The organism is Porphyromonas crevioricanis (assembly GCF_900167225.1).
GTDB lineage: Bacteria > Bacteroidota > Bacteroidia > Bacteroidales > Porphyromonadaceae > Porphyromonas > Porphyromonas crevioricanis.
Genome location: NZ_FUXH01000001.1, coordinates 162,982 through 178,458 on the forward strand (window position 1 = coordinate 162,982; position 15,477 = coordinate 178,458).

At 45.4% G+C, this 15,477-nt stretch carries 8 protein-coding genes, 1 tRNA gene and 1 pseudogene; 5 read left to right on the plus strand and 5 right to left on the minus strand.

The genetic code is table 11. From position 1 onward, the window contains the following. The first annotated feature begins 154 nt into the window (after nt 1-154). Genes B5D48_RS00720 through gcvP form a run of 4 tightly spaced genes read left to right on the plus strand, consistent with a single transcriptional unit; the run spans nt 155 to nt 5,170 of the window. Entirely contained in the window at nt 155-1,003 is an 849-nt protein-coding gene (locus tag B5D48_RS00720) for an RsiV family protein (RefSeq protein ID WP_023938923.1), read from the plus strand. Further along, the gene (gene rsmG, locus B5D48_RS00725; RefSeq protein ID WP_023938924.1) at nt 1,000-1,623 is read left to right on the plus strand and encodes a 16S rRNA (guanine(527)-N(7))-methyltransferase RsmG; all 624 of its coding nucleotides are present in this window, start codon (nt 1,000-1,002) and stop codon (nt 1,621-1,623) included. Before B5D48_RS00720 ends, rsmG begins: the two co-directional genes overlap by 4 nt. Further along, entirely contained in the window at nt 1,620-2,261 is a 642-nt protein-coding gene (locus B5D48_RS00730) for an MBL fold metallo-hydrolase (RefSeq protein ID WP_023938925.1), read from the plus strand. Before rsmG ends, B5D48_RS00730 begins: the two co-directional genes overlap by 4 nt. A gap of 38 nt (nt 2,262-2,299) precedes the next feature. Beyond that, on the plus strand, nt 2,300-5,170 hold the full coding sequence (gcvP, locus tag B5D48_RS00735; protein ID WP_023938926.1) for an aminomethyl-transferring glycine dehydrogenase: 2,871 nt from the start codon (nt 2,300-2,302) through the stop codon (nt 5,168-5,170). A 542-nt stretch (nt 5,171-5,712) separates the two neighbouring features. Here gcvP and B5D48_RS00740 read toward each other — a convergent pair. The 5 genes and pseudogenes from B5D48_RS00740 to B5D48_RS00760 form a co-directional block, all read right to left on the minus strand. Further along, a complete protein-coding gene (locus B5D48_RS00740; protein ID WP_023938927.1) occupies nt 5,713-8,271 on the minus strand; it encodes an adenosylcobalamin-dependent ribonucleoside-diphosphate reductase in 2,559 nt (852 codons plus the stop codon). Between the two features lie 937 nt (nt 8,272-9,208). Then, nucleotides 9,209-9,282 (minus strand) — tRNA-Arg (locus B5D48_RS00745). A gap of 144 nt (nt 9,283-9,426) precedes the next feature. Further along, the gene (locus B5D48_RS00750) at nt 9,427-10,467 is read right to left on the minus strand and encodes an FAD:protein FMN transferase (RefSeq protein ID WP_023938355.1); all 1,041 of its coding nucleotides are present in this window, start codon (nt 10,465-10,467) and stop codon (nt 9,427-9,429) included. Next, a complete protein-coding gene (locus tag B5D48_RS00755) occupies nt 10,464-11,336 on the minus strand; it encodes a hypothetical protein (protein WP_161785792.1) in 873 nt (290 codons plus the stop codon). Before B5D48_RS00755 ends, B5D48_RS00750 begins: the two co-directional genes overlap by 4 nt. A gap of 209 nt (nt 11,337-11,545) precedes the next feature. Then, a pseudogene (locus B5D48_RS00760) lies at nt 11,546-13,663 on the minus strand (S46 family peptidase); the annotation flags it as partial. Between the two features lie 277 nt (nt 13,664-13,940). On the opposite strand from B5D48_RS00760, the gene B5D48_RS00770 reads away from it, so the two are divergent. After that, on the plus strand, nt 13,941-15,473 hold the full coding sequence (locus tag B5D48_RS00770) for a GH3 auxin-responsive promoter family protein (protein WP_023938348.1): 1,533 nt from the start codon (nt 13,941-13,943) through the stop codon (nt 15,471-15,473). Nucleotides 15,474-15,477: the final 4 nt, after the last annotated feature.

Below are 15,477 nucleotides of genomic sequence, written 5' to 3' on the forward strand. Positions count from 1 at the left end.
AACGAAATGGGTGAAGCGGGAAGGAGCAATGTGTCTTTTTTGTTGTTGAATTTATAGACTTGGATGCACTCCCTACAAAGATGTATACAAGAGTTTTACAAAGGGCTTGTTTATTGTGCCTTTCGATTACCTTTGTTCAGTAATCAGAATCGTAATGGAAATATCTTCTCTGGTCTCTACAAATAATAGAGTATGCTCATTGTCATTGGGGGCATTTGCTCTTTTGTTGTGGACTTTTGTTGTGGTGGGCTGTAACCCCAATCGAACGACAGATCGGACCCAAATTGAATTGGATTCGATTTTATTCAGTGATGAGTTGTCTTTGCGCGTGGACGCAGATACGCCAACAATGTTCGTGAGTATCAATTATTTCTATCCTAAATCTGACAAGAAGCTGCTCAGGCGTTTCAATGCTATTTTTTTCGGTGACTCCTTGGCTCATTTGGAGCCTGCCGAAGCCATGCAGGTTTATATCAAGTATTTGCAGCAGACATATCGGGCTGACAATTATTCCTACTCGGAGCTGGCGGATAACCTGCCAGGGGAACTCTTTGATCAGGCTTTCGAATTGTCGGATTCGGTTGCGTATTCTGATTCTCTGTTTGTGTGTATGCGAGTTAGTCAGTACGAAGAGAAAGGTGGAGCACACGAGTCTACTTCTCAGACGTACTACAATGTAAATCGAGAGAATGCCGAAATACTTTCGGAGCAGGATCTGTTTGTCGATGGTTATAGGGATGAACTCTCCGACATTATTGTGGCTTGTTTGTTGGAGCAGTTGGGTAAAAAGTCTCCCAGAGATCTGGAAAATGAGGGTTATTTCAATGCTGAAGAAATTATGCCTAATGGCAACTTTGCTATCGGAGAAAAAGGCCTTACCTACTGCTTCAATGAATACGAGATAGCGGCCTATGCCATGGGGACGATCTATGTATTTATACCTTACGAAAGATTGCAATCCATTCTAAAACCGGATGCTCCGATCAAAAACTATTTGCCTTGATAATAGATAAATATTTTCCCAGCCTGACTAACGAGCAGCGAGCGCAATTTGCGCAGTTGGACGAATTGTATCGAGAGTGGAATAGTCGCATCAATGTGATCAGTCGCAAAGACATTGATCAGCTCTATTGTCACCATGTACTTCATTCTTTGGCTATCACTCAGATGCTTCACTTTTCCCCTAATACCAGGGTGATAGATTTGGGCACCGGAGGAGGCTTTCCCGGCATACCGCTGGCTATCCTTATGCCCGAAGTGGACTTTTTGTTGGTAGATAGTATTGGCAAGAAGATCAAGGTAGTTACGGCTGTAGCTCTGGAGCTGGGCCTCAAAAACGTGTGCGTGCAACATGCTCGTGCCGAGCAACTCAGAGGAGAGAAATCTCATTTTGTTGTCAGCCGGGCAGCCATGCGATTGCCGGAGCTGGTGAAACTTTCTACCCCTTTGATAGAGAAAAAAGAGCAATTCAATGCTTTGCCCAACGGTCTAATTTGTCTTAAAGGAGGCGATCTGACTTCCGAGTTGCACCTTTTTCGTCAAAGAGCTTTGGTAGAGGAGCTTTACCCGGCTTTTGATGATGAATATTTCAAAAATAAGAAAGTCGTTTACTTGCCCCTATGATAGAGATACAGAAGTTTGTCTTTAACGAAGTATTTGAGAATACCTATGTGGTTTGGGATACAGATACGTTGGAAACTGCCATTATTGACTGTGGCTGTATGTATCCGGAAGAGAAGACTCGATTGAAAGACTTTATCCAAAGTCGCAAGCTCAAACCTACTTTGCTACTCAATACTCACATGCATTTCGATCATTGTTGTGGGAATAGCTTTGTGGCTGAGGAGTGGCACTTGTTTCCCCAAACACATCGAGCTGAGATAGAGCAAATGCCTACTCCCTCCCGTCAGTTGGAGCTATTCGGGATGCAGAGCGATTGTCCCGAAGTGCGAGTGCAGTACATTGACACAGACAGTCCTCTCAAGCTGGGCAAGCACGACGTGCGAGTTCTTTTTGTACCAGGACATTCTCCCGGACATTTGGCTTTTTATATCCCGGATGCAGCTTCTGTATTCGTGGGCGATGTCTTGTTTTTGCTGGAAATTGGCCGTTGCGATCTTTGGGGTGGCAGCTTACCCACTTTGTTACAGTCTGCACGGACACAGCTATTTGTGCTCCCTCCCGATACAACCGTCTATTGTGGGCATGGTCCCGAGACAAGTATTGGATATGAGATGGAGAACAACCCCTATTTTCGTTGAAAGTTCAAATTACACATCAAATCATTTTAGTCACAGATATGGATAACAGCCAGTTTGTAAATCGTCATGTAGGTATCTCGGACTCCGATCAGAAGCAAATGCTTTCCACCATAGGAGTTGCTTCTCTGGATGAGTTGATAGACCAGACTATTCCGTCAAATATCAAACTTCCTGCCGAGCTGGATTTGCCGGAAGCCATGACCGAAAGAGAGTTGGAAGAGCATATTGCAGAGCTGGGCTCTAAGAACAAAATCTACACTTCCTACATCGGACAAGGTTGGTACGATACCGTTACTCCGGCTCCAATTCGCCGTGGAGTGCTTGAGAATGCAGTTTGGTACACTTCTTACACACCTTATCAGGCCGAAATATCTCAGGGCAGATTGGAAGCTCTTTTTAATTTCCAGAACGTTGTCACCGAACTGAGTGGAATGGAGCTGACCAATTGTTCTCTACTGGACGAGGCCACGGCTGGTGCCGAAGCCGTTATGATGCTCTACAACGAACGCAGCAGAGCCAAGGCAAAAGCCGGAGCCAATGTCGTCTTTCTGGATGATCAATTATTTGAGCCAACGAAAGCCGTTATCCGGACTCGCGTATTGCATCAAGGGATGGAAATTGTTAGCGGAGACTGGCGCAGCTTCCAATTCGATGAACGCGTGTTTGCTGCGGTGATACAGTACCCCGATGCCTTGGGAGAAGTTCACGATTACCGCTCCTTTGTAGAGAAAGCACATGCTGTTGATGCTCAGGTAGCAGTTGCTGCCGATCTGATGAGTTTGGTATTATTGACCCCTCCGGCCGAATGGGGTGCTGATGCGGTATTCGGTAGTACGCAGAGATTTGGTATCCCAATGTACTATGGTGGACCGTCAGCCGGTTATTTGGCTGCCGGAATGAAATGTAAGCGCACGATACCGGGGCGTATTATCGGTGTCTCCAAAGATGTTTATGGACACCCGGCTTATCGATTGGCTTTGCAGACCAGAGAACAACACATCCGTCGGGAGAAAGCAACCAGTAATATCTGTACGGCTCAGGCACTACTTGCTACAATGGCAGGTTTTTACGCGATATATCATGGCCCGGATGGTTTGAAAAGAATAGCCGGGCGGATACATGCTTATACCGGCTATATAGCAGAGCAATTGAAGCTGCTTGGCTATACCGTTTGCAATACGAACTTCTTCGATACACTCACAGTGGAGTTGCCTGCCAAGGTCTCCACCGAATCTTTGAGAGCTTGTGCCGAAGAGTGCTCCGTCAACCTATTCTACCGTCGTGATGGCAGAGTAAGTTTGAGCTTGGATGAAACAACGATGCCTTCCGACTTGGGTGTTCTGCTCTATATCTTTTCTTCTGCGCTGGACACAGAAGGAGAGAAGACCATAGAGGAGGAAATATCGCAAACAAGGCAATACTTTGATTCTTCTTTTGCTCGACAGAGCTCTTTCCTTCAGCACGAAGTATTCAATAGCTATCATACCGAAACCGAACTGATGCGCTACATCAAGCGTCTGGAGCGTAAAGACATCTCTTTGGCTCACTCCATGATACCGCTGGGTTCGTGCACGATGAAACTCAATGCTGCATCGGAGTTGATCTCCCTTTCCATGCCACAGTTCGGCAACATACACCCTTATGCCCCGGCCGATCAGACGGAAGGATACTCTGAATTGATCGATTCTCTTAAGCATTACCTTGGGGTTATCACAGGCTTGCCAGGCGTAACTATCCAACCTAATTCAGGGGCTTCCGGTGAATATGCCGGACTTCGTACAATCCGTACTTATCTAGAGCGCAATGGTAAGGCTGATAGAGACGTGGTTATTCTCCCTGCTTCAGCACACGGCACAAACCCTGCCAGTGCAGTACAGTGTGGATTCCAGACTGTAACGATCAATTGTGACGAGCGAGGAAATGTAGACATGGATGACTTTATGGCCAAGACCGAGGAGAACAAAGATCGGATTGCTGCCATGATGATCACATACCCGAGTACGCACGGGATCTTCGAAACCAATATTGTTGATCTTTGCCGTCGTATCCATGACTGTGGTGGTCAGGTGTATATGGATGGGGCTAATATGAATGCCCAAGTGGGTATTACCAATCCCGGATTTATCGGAGCGGATGTATGCCACTTGAATCTCCATAAGACATTCGCTATCCCTCATGGAGGTGGAGGGCCCGGTATGGGACCGATCTGTGTAGCCGAGCATCTTATCGATTGTTTGCCGGATCATTGTCAGGGACATCCAGGTTTCGATGCTACACAGGTAGCAGCCTCTCCTCATGGCAGTGCCGGAATTGCGGCTATTACGTATAGCTATATTCGTATGTTGGGGTACAGCGGTTTGCGCCGAGCCACCCAAGTGGCGATACTCAATGCCAATTACATGGCAGCTCTGCTCAAGGATACATTCGGTATTGTATATACGGGAGCTACCGGTAGGGTAGGGCATGAGCTTATTTTGGAATGTCGCAATATCAAAGAAGCCAGTGGAATAGATGAGGCCGATATTGCCAAACGTCTGATGGATTTTGGCTATCATGCTCCCACTCTATCTTTCCCGGTGCATGGGACATTGATGGTAGAGCCAACCGAGAGTGAAAGCAAGGCTGAATTGGACCGCTTTGTGGATGTGATGAACTGTATCTGGAAGGAAATACAAGAGGTGGTAAATGGTACAGCAGACAAGACAGACAATGTACTGAAAAATGCTCCTCACCCCGAATACGAGTTGGTAGCTGACGAATGGAATCACAGCTATCCTCGCTCCAAGGCTTGCTACCCTTTGGATTATTTACGTAGCAACAAGTTTTGGATCAATGTAGGTCGTATTGACAATGGCTATGGAGATAGAAATCTGCAGCCGACTTTCTGTGCTTGTGAAGTTCATCTGTGAGACCATTTTGAGGAGCTTCCCGGAAGATTACTTTAGCAGCCTCTGCTTTGGAACATACACATACAATGCTGTAGTATGCAGTAGTTTCTTGTGTAACGGTCTTTTTAAGAAGAAGCTGACAAGGTAGGAGATCTTACAAAGTACCTTCACTGCTACTTCGGTTCTTCCACTCCTATAAAATAGAATCCGAAAAGATGCGAGTAGATTGTATCTCTGAGTTCAGTTCTACTCTCGTTTTTTCGGATTCTTTTTACGGTTTATTGTATGTATTCCTCCTGTTATTGAGACTCATTGTACAACACATCTCTTGCTGCGTATTTTTAGACACTCGGACTGATTATGAAAATAAGTTGTTCTCTGTGTCCTCGTCTCAAAGCCCTTCATGATTACAGCATTCTGCAATATCAAAAAATAGCAAGTTCGATTGTCATTTTGGAGCTTCTGTAAAGGGGGCATAATTAGAATCAACGATCCCCGGACAAAATTTAGGTGAAAATTTTGTCCGGGGATACGTATTCTTAATTTTGGGTTAAGAGGTTCTTTTAGCCACAACGAGAAGTACCACAGTTTGTACAGATGAGACAACCCTCTTGATAAATAAGAGTTTCTTCCCCACAGTTGGGACAAGTTTGACCATTGATCTTGGCTCCATTAGGTAGGTATCTTTTCAAAGCTCGCTCGACACCATTTTTCCACGTGTTTATACTCTCGTCGTTCAGAGACATGCCTTGCACTAGATTCACCACTTGGTCAATAGGCATTCCATAGCGTAGCACACCGCTGATGAGCTTTGCGTAGTTCCAATACTCAGGATTGAATTTGCTATCCAAACCTTCTATAGTTGTTTTGAACCCTCGTTTGTTGCGGAATTGGAAGTCGTAGTGTTTACCGCCATCTTCGTCATAACTCTTGATGATCAACCCCTTATTCACCGATTTGGGTACCATGATTCCCTCATCATCATCGGCAATACCAGTGAATATTTCGTAAGGCTTACCGTCTCTCAACCCTACGAAAGCAATCCATTTTTCCTTGTTGTTTTGGAATCGTAGGATTTCAGCCTCCAACTCACGAGGGCGAGAAATAGGCTCTGCCGGGGGAGTCGGAAGGGTCGTGCCCCTTTCTGCCCCTTCTGTTTTCTTCTCCTTGGGCTTTTCTGTGCTGATAAGCACACCGGCACGAGAGCCGTCCCTATACACAGTACAGCCTTTGCAGCCAGAACGCCAAGCTTCAACATAGAGGTCGGAGATGAGTTGCTCGTTCACGCTATTCGGCAAGTTGATCGTCACACTGATGGAGTGATCTACCCATTGTTGGATCCGACCCTGCATACGCACTTTGGCGAGCCAATCGACATCATTTGAAGTAGCCTTATAGTAGGGAGATGCTTCGACCAGCTTATTGATTTCGTCTTGTGTGTATTTCTTCTTGGGGTCATACCCCTTGGCTTCCATCCATGTGACAAACTTGTGATGGAATACAATATACTCCTCGAAACTGTCTCCAACTTCGTCTACAAAGTCTACCGTTACGTTCTTGTCTCCGGGATTTACTTTGCGTCTGCGTTTATACACAGGCATGAATACCGGTTCTATGCCCGAAGTGGTCTGTGTCATAAGGCTGGTAGACCCTGTCGGTGCTATAGTTAGACAGGCAATATTGCGTCTGCCGTATTGGCACATATCGCGGTACAGTTCAGGTGCATGCTCACGAATACGCATCATAAAGGGATTTTTTTCTTCTCGTCCGGCATCAAAAATCGGGAAGGCTCCACGTTCTTTGGCCATCTCAACTGAACTGCCATAGGCTGCCAAGCATAGAGTCCGTTGCACCTCTACAGCAAATTCTGTGGCCTCTTCTGAGCCATAACGCAGGCCCATAGCAGCCAGCATATCTCCTTCAGCTGTAATTCCAACTCCAGTACGTCGCCCTTTGAGTGTCTTGTCTTGAATCTTTTTCCAAAGCTGGTATTCGCAACGTTTGATCTCGTCGCTCTCCGGATCACTCTCTATTTTGCGTAGGATTGTATCTATCTTTTCGCTTTCCAGATCTATTATGTCGTCCATAATACGCTGGGCAAGACCTACATGACGTCGGAAGAGATCAAAGTCGAAAGAGGCCTCATCCGTGAAAGGATTCTTTACGTAGGAATATAGGTTTATAGCCAAAAGGCGACAGCTGTCGTAGGGACAAAGCGGTATCTCTCCGCAAGGATTGGTAGAAATAGTACGGAAGCCCAGATCCGCATAGCAGTCGGGTAGGGATTCTCGTATAATGGTATCCCAGAAAAGGACGCCTGGTTCGGCACTTTTCCATGCATTGTGCACGATCTTGCGCCATAGCTCCTGTGCATTGATCTCTTTGCTGTAGCTGGGGCTATCTGAATGGATAGGATACTGTTGGATGTAGTTGTTGCCCAAAACAGCAGCCTGCATAAATTCATCTGTAAGGCGTACCGATACATTCGCTCCGGTCACCTTCCCTTCAGTCATTTTCGCATCAATAAATGACTCTGCATCGGGATGCTTAATGCTCACAGAGAGCATCAATGCTCCTCGCCTGCCATCTTGAGCCACCTCGCGTGTGGAGTTGGAGAAGCGTTCCATAAATGGAACGAGGCCCGTGGAAGTGAGAGCAGAGTTTTTTACCGGAGATCCTTTCGGACGGATGTGAGAGAGATCGTGTCCGACCCCTCCACGCCTTTTCATTAGTTGTACCTGCTCTTCGTCTATTTTGAATATAGCACCATAGGAGTCGGCAGGTTCATCAAGCCCGACAACAAAGCAGTTAGACAAAGAGGCCACCTGATAATTGTTGCCGATGCCTGTCATGGGGCTACCTTGCGGTACAACATATCTGAAGTGATCGAACAGCTCAAACAGCTCTTTTTCACTCACCGGGTTGGGGTACTTCTGTTCGATGCGGGCAATCTCCGAAGCTATACGCTGATGCATATCTTCCGGGCTACATTCGTAGATATTACCCGCACTGTCTTTTAATGCGTATTTCCCAGCCCAAACTTTGGCTGCCAGTTCATCCCCTTGAAAGTATTCGAGCGAAGCTGCATAGGCTTCGTCGAAGCTATAAATCTTTTTATCCATTAGATAGAAAGGTCGTTACATTAGATATTCTGAAAATATAACTTATCGAAGCAAGGGATACTTGTCTCCAATTTGTTTCGCAAAGTACGTGTTTTTGTGGGTTGTAGGAAATGTTTTGGTGAATTATTTTTGAACAGTCAAGATGAAAGTTTTCCGATTTTGGATATAACTATCTGTATATTAGTTTAATATGTTTGTTTTGATTGTTGGAAGTTTTCCGAAATACAAATCAATTGTATTGATGGTTTGAACCAAAAGAAGAGATTTGCAGACACGTAAGAAAAAGAAAGAAGAGATTCTTTGGCTGATTTCTCTTTAATTGAATGGTAAGTTCGAATACAGAAAAAGGAAGGATAAAGAGGAGTTTGAAAATGTGATGAAAGGAGGGTCTCTCCGATAATTCGTTAGATATGATGTTGTCTAAACATTGTATTTATCTGTTTGCTTTTATGTTGTTTTTGTGAATTGTTTAGAGCCTTTTTGAGACTCAGAATGGGACTCATTTTCTTTCTTTTTTCTCCCACTTTTGCTCCCTACGGGTTCTGTTTTTTTATGGTATAGGAGGGAGCAAAAATTCTCTCCTCAGAGAATTTTTGTTTTCTCCTGTGTTAGCAAAATTTCTCTGAGGAGAGAAATTTGACCCACTCAGAATGCCGATGAATAGGGCTTTTGGGGAAGTGTGTTTGGAATGCCTGAAAAGGGATATGTCAGGTTGAGTACTCGAGCCCTTTTTCTTGGATTTTTCTCGCTTTGGACCTGGAAAAGGTTTTACAAAAGATGTCGACTTTCTAAGGAGTAAACCAGAGAGATGATGTACTTCTTACTCGAGATGGCTATGCTATTTGCAACTGTTGCACAAAAGGATTATTTCGCTTCTTACTCCTAAAATCAAGAAAGGGCTGTGCCGAAACTTTATTTCAGCACAGCCCTTGTGTTGTGACCCGGGTGGGATTCAAACCCACGACCTTCAGAACCGGAATCTGACGCTCTATTCAGCTAAGCTACCGAGCCATTTGCCACTGCTCCTAAGAGGAGAGCTCTAGCGCAGCAAAGGTAATCACTTTTTCGTTATCTGTCTATTGGCAGGCATGTCTCTTGGAGGAGTTGTGAGATCAGCTTCATGCCTATTTGACTTCTGAATAGCGATCTTTCTTCTTACTGCTTTTGAATTAGTTTCTCAAAATTGGGAGAAAAGACTATGCGAGTGTTTTCTCCTTCTGCTGTACAGATGAGGAGGTACTCTACCTCTTCTATCTTTTTTGCCAACTCGGAAGCCTTTTCAGACCCTACGACCATAAATGCTGTGGCCAAAGCATCTGCAATCATGCAGTTGGGAGCCAATACAGTGGCACTCAGCACATCTGTTTGCACCGGATAGCCTGTGCGAGGATCTATCGTGTGAGCATACCGTTGGCCATTTAGTTCGTAGTAATTGCGGTAATTACCACTGGTCGCCAGTCCGGACTTATTCTTTGGTAGTCGTACCAAACACTGTAGGTCGCCACTGTTGTTGCGGTTGTTCTCCGTAGGACGGTCAATACCAATCTGCCAAGCTTGTCCCATCGGATTGGACCCCGAATAGGCTATTTCTCCCCCTATTTCCACCAGGTAATTCTTCACCCCTTGTAATTCCAATGTATGGGCAATATGGTCTGCACCAAGCCCTTTGGCTATGGAAGCAAAATCCAAAGTCATGCGAGGATCCATTTTGCGGATACTATCATTCTCCAGACTAATTTTGCTGTAACCTACAAACCGGAGTAGGCTGTCTACTTTATATTTATCCATCTTTTCCCGGTGCTTAAACCCAAAACCCCAGGCATTGAAGAGAGGGGAGCATGTGGGGTCGAAAGCTCCGTCGGAGAGCTGTGCTATACGTTGAGTTTCCTCGAAACAAAGACGAAAGAGAGAATCTGTATCAAACCCTTTGTTTTCGTTTATTCGGCTGATGAGACTGAGGCTGTCGAAAGGATTGATAGAACGATCAAGCTCGGAAAATGCCCGGGCAATGCGATTGGTTAGGACGGAGTCGTGCTGGTAGGTGATATGGTAGTAAGTTCCCCAAATGCAGCCCTCTTGTCGAAAATATGGAGCTGAATGATCTTGACAGCCCCAAAGAGCGGAAAGAAAGCCTAAAAACAAAAGAGTTTTTAGGCTGCTAATCCGTGAGAGATAGAAGAAATAAGCTCCTTTCATTTTCTTATGGGTTGTGAAAGGTATGTCCGCTTATCATCTACGTGTCCTGTAGAAAGCAAATAGCGATTTTCGCTATTGATCATAGCCACTATTGTTTGCAGTCTTTGTCTCTTTGCATAGGCTTCTGCCAAAGTAAAAGTGTCTATGAAATCTGCCAGGTGAGAATTGTCGTAATTCACACCACGAGCAACTTCCTGCCCTTGGCTGTCAAGAAAGAGGACTTCAAGGCTCTGTTTTCGATCATACATTTCTCTCAAAAAGCGAGCCAACGAATCTATGATAGTAGAAGGGTAGCATACGATTTCGTATTTCATACCAGAAGAACCATAGCGGTAGTTGAGAGCTTCGTCATAGCGCATATGCGGAGTGGAAAATTTTTCTCCCGTTTCTTTGTTGCGTAGTCGTAGGGCCGTGTGTTCTATTGCTTGTTTGCCTATATATACAGAGGTGAGTTCTACGATACCCAAACTATCAGTGGCAAGTCTCAAATGAGGAGCCGATTTGTTTTTGCTGGGAGCCAGCGAGGGACGAGAGAGACGGACACGAGACGAGTGTTCTTTCTCTTGTAGAACCTGAAACCCGGGTGCAAGTTCTGTAATTTGTTTGGAGAGAAGCTCCATTACATTCTTGATACTATCCAGCCGTTGCATATTGAACATCCATTTGGCTTGTCTCCTTAATCTGATTGCCTGTTGTCTGGAGGCAGTGTCGGTCAAATCCAAACGGTCGATGTTTTTGTAATACTCGACTGCCGAGCGGTAGTCTCCCATGATCATGGCCGAGTCGGCTTGTTCGAGCAAACGGTTCTGCTCTCTCAATGTACCTGAGCAGGCGGAGAGAAGGAGGTAGCATAGGGGGAGAAGAAGCATCTTTTTACAATAGTACATAGCAAGTCTTGTCTGTTGAGTAAGGATAAAAGACAGAGGGGCCACCACTGTCATTATTGCTATGTACAGCAGTCGGCCCCTCTGAGATTATTTCAAGGTCTTGAAGGTAAAAGGTTTCTGAAAGGGTATTAAAGACAACGTCTGTCGCATCTTTCCTGATTCGGCATTTGAGCTATGGTCTTGTTGTCTTTCATCAACTTGAGCTCTTTTACCAAATGAGGAGCTTTGCCCCATCGGTCGATCACGAAGAGTACATAGCGAATATCTACCGATATGGTACGTTGCATATTTTTGTCGAATTCTATATCCCCACTCATTGCTTCCCAGTTGCCGTCAAAGGCCAACCCTATCAGGCGTCCGTTCTTGTCAAACACCGGGCTACCGGAGTTCCCTCCGGTAATGTCATTGTCTGAGAGGAAGCAGGTCTTGAGAGTTTTCTCACATCCGTAGGGGGCAAAGTTTCCTTTCTTGAGTAAGGACAGGATCTCCGGTTGTACGGCAAATTCCGTGCTTTCCGGATTTTGTTTTTCCAGAATACCACGTTGTGTGGTAAAGTGGCTGTACAAGTGTCCGTCTTTGGGAGAATAGCCTCCGATTGAGCCATAGCTCATACGCATTGTCAGGTTGGCATCGCTGGGCATAGGTGTGTTCGGATCCATTTCGCGTCTACCGGCAAAGTAGAGTCTGCGTCCTCTCTGGATCGCTTTTTCTGCCTGCTCTCCTTCTTCGCGAAGGGCTCTATATTGATCGAATACGGAGGTGCTAAGCTGTATGGCAGGATCTTGCTTGATAATGTTTTCGCGTTCTTTGGCTCCAAGTTCACAGGTGTGTTGCATTTTTTCGTAGCTGATAGTTGCACTATTCTCGAAGACATGCTGTGCATAGCGTTTTATGTCACCTCCAAAGTCTCTATCCACAACTCGGTAGATATCCGGCAGTCTTTCTTGTGAAACACGATCACGCAATAGGGTCATCATGGCTACCAGAACTTTCTCATCAAGTTGTGGCAGGTAGTCTTTGTAATAGTTTGATTTCAAAGACTCGAGCTGTTGTTTCCCTTTTTTGCCCAAGCGAATGGCTTCTTCGGCTTTTCTGCTGATACCTATGATCTCAGACCCATAGACAAGTGTTTCGTATAGGTAGGTCAGATCTTTTGTAATAGCTCCCTTGTCTTCATAGGCTTGTTTGGTTTCTTTCAGCACATTGGCGTAGTCTGCTTTGTTGGCAGCCCACTGAGCAAAACGCTCTTCTTCCATGCGTTTGTTCTCTACCACTCCCAGCTCTTTTAGAGCCTTATTCATCCCGATAGAGTTTTTCCAGAAGTTGGATGAACGGGCATATTTGCTTGCATATTTGATGCGTGTAGCCTGATCGGCATTCATGGCACTGCGCCAGATAGTCTGCTTTGCTCCACGAACTTCTATACGAGGAGCATTCTCGTTGTTCATACGATTTTCCACACCCCAAGAGGTAAGGTAGCGGTCTGTACTACCCGGAAAACCGATTGTCATGGCATAATCGCCGGGTTGGTAACCGTCGAGCGAAACAGTGGCATAGTATTCCGGTTTGTAAGGCTTATTGTTTTTGTTGTATTCGCTGGGTCTATTGTCTTTGCCAGCATAGACACGGAAAGCACTGAAGTCTCCGGTATGTCTTGGCCACATCCAGTTGTCTGTGTCTCCACCGAATTTACCGATAGAGCTGGGTGGTGCAAAAACCATACGAACATCTTTGAATACATCGTATACGATCATATAGTACTCGTTGTTGGCATAGAAAGGCACAACGATGGCTTCTTGATGCTTCTCGAGTTTCACCGATTTGGCTATTTCCTTACCAGCAGCTCGTGCTTTCTGGATGCGCATCATTTCATCGCTTTCATTGCCTACGAGCATAAGGACTTCCTTTGTCACATTTTCTACCTTACGCAAATAGCGTACTTGGAGTCCCTCAATAGGAAGCTCTGCCGACAGCGACTGAGCTACAAAGCCATCTCTGAGATAATCGTGATCCACAGAACTCTGGCTCTGGATGGCTCCATATCCACAGTGATGGTTGGTCAGTATCAGTCCTTGATCGGACACAGTCACTCCGGTACATCCTCCTCCGAATTGCACAACAGATCTGGTGACAGATGCTTTGTCGAGGTTGTACAGAGAATCAGCAGGCAAAGCAAAGCCTAATTCTTTCATCCGGTCGAGATTTTGCTTTGTAAGCTCACTCAGGATCCACATCCCCTTGTCGGCATAAGCCGTAGACACACAGCCAAGCATCAACAGAGAGGCTAATAGTAGATTCTTGATTTTCATCGTTCTTTTTCTTGTTGTTATACTTAAAACCAAATTTTATATACCCAAAAATCTATCGGTAGATCTGCCCAAATTCACCGGAGTTTTTGCAATAGCGATCTCAGTAATTTTGTTTGACCAGACATTTCACCGCAACTTGAGCAAAGATAGTACCAAAAGCTCGCAAGAAAAAACAGAAAACAGTTTGTAGCTATTTATCTGTTAGCTCTGTAAATCACCCCGATTTGCGTACTTTTGCTTACCTCTGTAGTGGAGAGAGTTGATAAATGGCTACGATATGGATATTAAGACAAGGTTAGTTTACTTGGCGATGCGCCCTCGCTTGAAATCTATAGACAAATATCAAGGGCGAGAGATGGACGTGCAGCTCAAGCAACTCAGACGTATCTTGTCTTTGGTCGAACAAACTGAGTATGGGCAAGAATATCAACTCAAAGCCGATCTCTCTTATCAGAACTATTGCAGACGAACTCCGATTGTCGATTACGAAGATCTTAGACCTCGGATAGAGGCAATGATGCAAGGAAAATGCAATGTGTTGCTACCTGGTAGGTGTGATTGGTATGCCCAAAGTAGCGGGACTACATCCAGCAGAAGCAAGTTTATCCCCGTACCACAAACTCATTTGAGGGATTGCCACTTCAGAGGAGCAAGCGATGCTTTGTGGTTGTATCTAAGGAATAGACCCGATAGCCATTTCTTTGATACCAAAGGCTTGGTGCTTGGAGGGGCCTTCAGAGCTGTGAGTAAGGGAGGAGCTGCCAAGTGTGGAGATTTGTCCTCCATTCTTGTGGAGAAGATGCCCACTTTGGGCAATCTGCTCAGAGTGCCGGCCAAGAAAACTCTCTTGATGGATGAATGGGAGAGTAAACTTGCAGCTATCGTAAAGGAAGTAGCGGATAAGAAAGTTGGGAGTCTCAGCGGTGTCCCTTCATGGATGCTGGTCATGATAAAGTCTTTGCTGCAGTACAAAGGAGCAGCCAACTTAAGTGAGGTCTGGCCAGAGCTGGAAGTGTTTTTTCATGGAGGAGTCAGTTTTGAACCCTATCGAGAATTGTATCGGCAGCTCATCCCTTCGGACAAGATGCAATATGTGGAAACCTACAACGCATCGGAAGGTTTTTTTGCCATACAGGACGAGCCGGAAGAGAGAGCTATGCAGCTAATGCTGGATTATGGGGTTTTCTATGAATTTCTGCCCTTTGATGAGACTTTTGCTTCCTATCCCCGATTGCTTACCTTGGGGGAGGTACAAGTAGGGAAGCCTTATTCAATGATTATTTCTACTCTGGGGGGATTGTATCGCTATAAAATAGGGGATGTAGTTACTTTTCAATCTTTATCTCCCTACCGCATCAAGATAACTGGCCGTACAAAACACTACATCAATGCCTTTGGAGAAGAATTGATGGTGGATAATGCAGATAAGGCTATTTCCGAAGTTTCCTTAAAGATGGGCTTGCAAGTCATCGAATATACGGCAGCTCCTCTGTTGATGGAAGAGAAAGGGAAGGGGCGGCACGACTGGCTTGTGGAGTTTGAAGGAAAGGTGGACGAAACGACTCTCTCTATATTTGCAGAGGAGCTGGATCAGGCATTGAGACGAATAAACAGTGACTATGATGCCAAGAGATACAAGGATATGACATTGCTGCCCCTGCATGTAGCTGTTGCTCCACAAGGGAGCTTCCACCAATGGCTCAGTAGGCAGGGTAAGCTCGGAGGGCAGCACAAAATACCTCGTCTATGCAACGATCGAAAGCATATGGATAGCCTGATCCAAATGCTTCGTGACGTAGAAAAAGGGTAGGGGA